2 protein-coding genes are annotated in these 1,254 nt (G+C 36.6%); both read left to right on the top strand.

Going from position 1 to position 1,254, the window contains the following annotated elements:
• Positions 1–188 (top strand): hypothetical protein (locus tag BLW28_RS15885; RefSeq protein WP_218143095.1); only part of this gene is annotated, 188 nt, incomplete at its 5' end.
• Between the two features lie 134 nt (positions 189–322).
• Positions 323–1,051, top strand: coding sequence for an SOS response-associated peptidase (locus BLW28_RS07975; protein ID WP_073217331.1), 729 nt, complete (start codon positions 323–325; stop codon positions 1,049–1,051).
• The last annotated feature ends 203 nt before the right edge of the window (positions 1,052–1,254 follow it).

Below are 1,254 nucleotides of genomic sequence, written 5' to 3'. Positions count from 1 at the left end.
CAATCATCAATCTTCAATCGTTAATCGTCAATCGTCAATCATTAATAATCAATCTCTTATCAAATATTAATAATAAAGGGAAGGATGTGGATTTCGATTTCAATTTCGATTTCATTCCCCCAACCCTAAAAGGAGCCAGAGTACGGCTTCAAATTTTCAACTTAATCTTTGAGAATTTTGTAGATTAGTGGATCAATATACCAGTGAAACAGTGAATTAGTAAAAAAGTAAATTATTAACCTTATTCAGCCCCGCTCAACCTGCATCCTGCAACCTGCAACCTCTAACCTGCAACCTCCAACCCCCAAAAAACCACCCCAAAATGTGCTACGAAACTTCCCTCACCAAAACGAAAAAACAAGTACAGGAACATTTATATAAGGAGATTGCTTTTCCTGAGAAATACGAATCATATTATCACCGTTCGGGGTTTACGCATCCTAATTTGCAGTTAATAAAGATGGATGAGCCTAATACTATCTATCCCGCAATGTGGGGGTATGTCCCTAATTGGGCAATGGGAGATGTTTCTGGTTTTAGAAAGAAATACAATACCTTAAATATAAAATCGGAGACATTATTTAAGGGGTTATCAAAAGAAGCGGCGCATGAAAACCGTTGCCTGATTATAGCCGATGGCTTTTTTGAACCCCACAGAAGTTCGGGGACCTCTATCCCCTATTTCTGTTATATTCCGTCTGATAAATTTGATGATGGCCGGGATTTATTTGTTTTTGGGGGTATTTATTCAGTATTGGAAGAAGCCCCAAATAAATTAACCTGCTCTATTCTAACTATGGAAGCGAATTCCTTTTTTACCAAAGTGCATAATATTAAAAAACGACAACCCTTGGTGTTCGATGAACGCTTGTATCAGGAGTGGTTTAATGCCGATCTAAACGAAAAAGATATAATGGAATTAATGAGAAATGGGTTTACTTCTAAAAGATTCAAGGCACACCCTGTGAGCAGTGACCTTTATAAACGGAATATCAACACTAATACTCCTAGTATTCTTAAAGAAGTACCACCTCCTAATTTATTGTTCTAACCCTTTTCTAAGTTTAAACGCTCCCCTTAGTAGTCGCGGGTTTCTCCTAAATTTCAACTTAACGGTTATTGGTTTATTGTTTGTAGTTTATTGGAAATTCATCAATCGTCAATCATTGATCATTAGACTGTTATCGAATATTAATAATAAAGGAAGGGATTTGGATTTCAATTTCGTTTTCAATCCCCAACCTGCAACCTCCA

The sequence above is a fragment of the Aequorivita viscosa genome, from assembly GCF_900106795.1.
Lineage (GTDB): Bacteria > Bacteroidota > Bacteroidia > Flavobacteriales > Flavobacteriaceae > Aequorivita > Aequorivita viscosa.
Note: the sequence above shows the minus strand (reverse complement) of the source record. Positions and strands in the feature narration are given on the sequence as shown.

What these genes read in the sequence shown, in the direction of transcription:
- BLW28_RS07975 (WP_073217331.1), top strand. Translation starts at nt 323, where the DNA reads ATGTGCTACGAAACTTCCCTCACCAAAACGAAAAAACAAGTACAGGAA.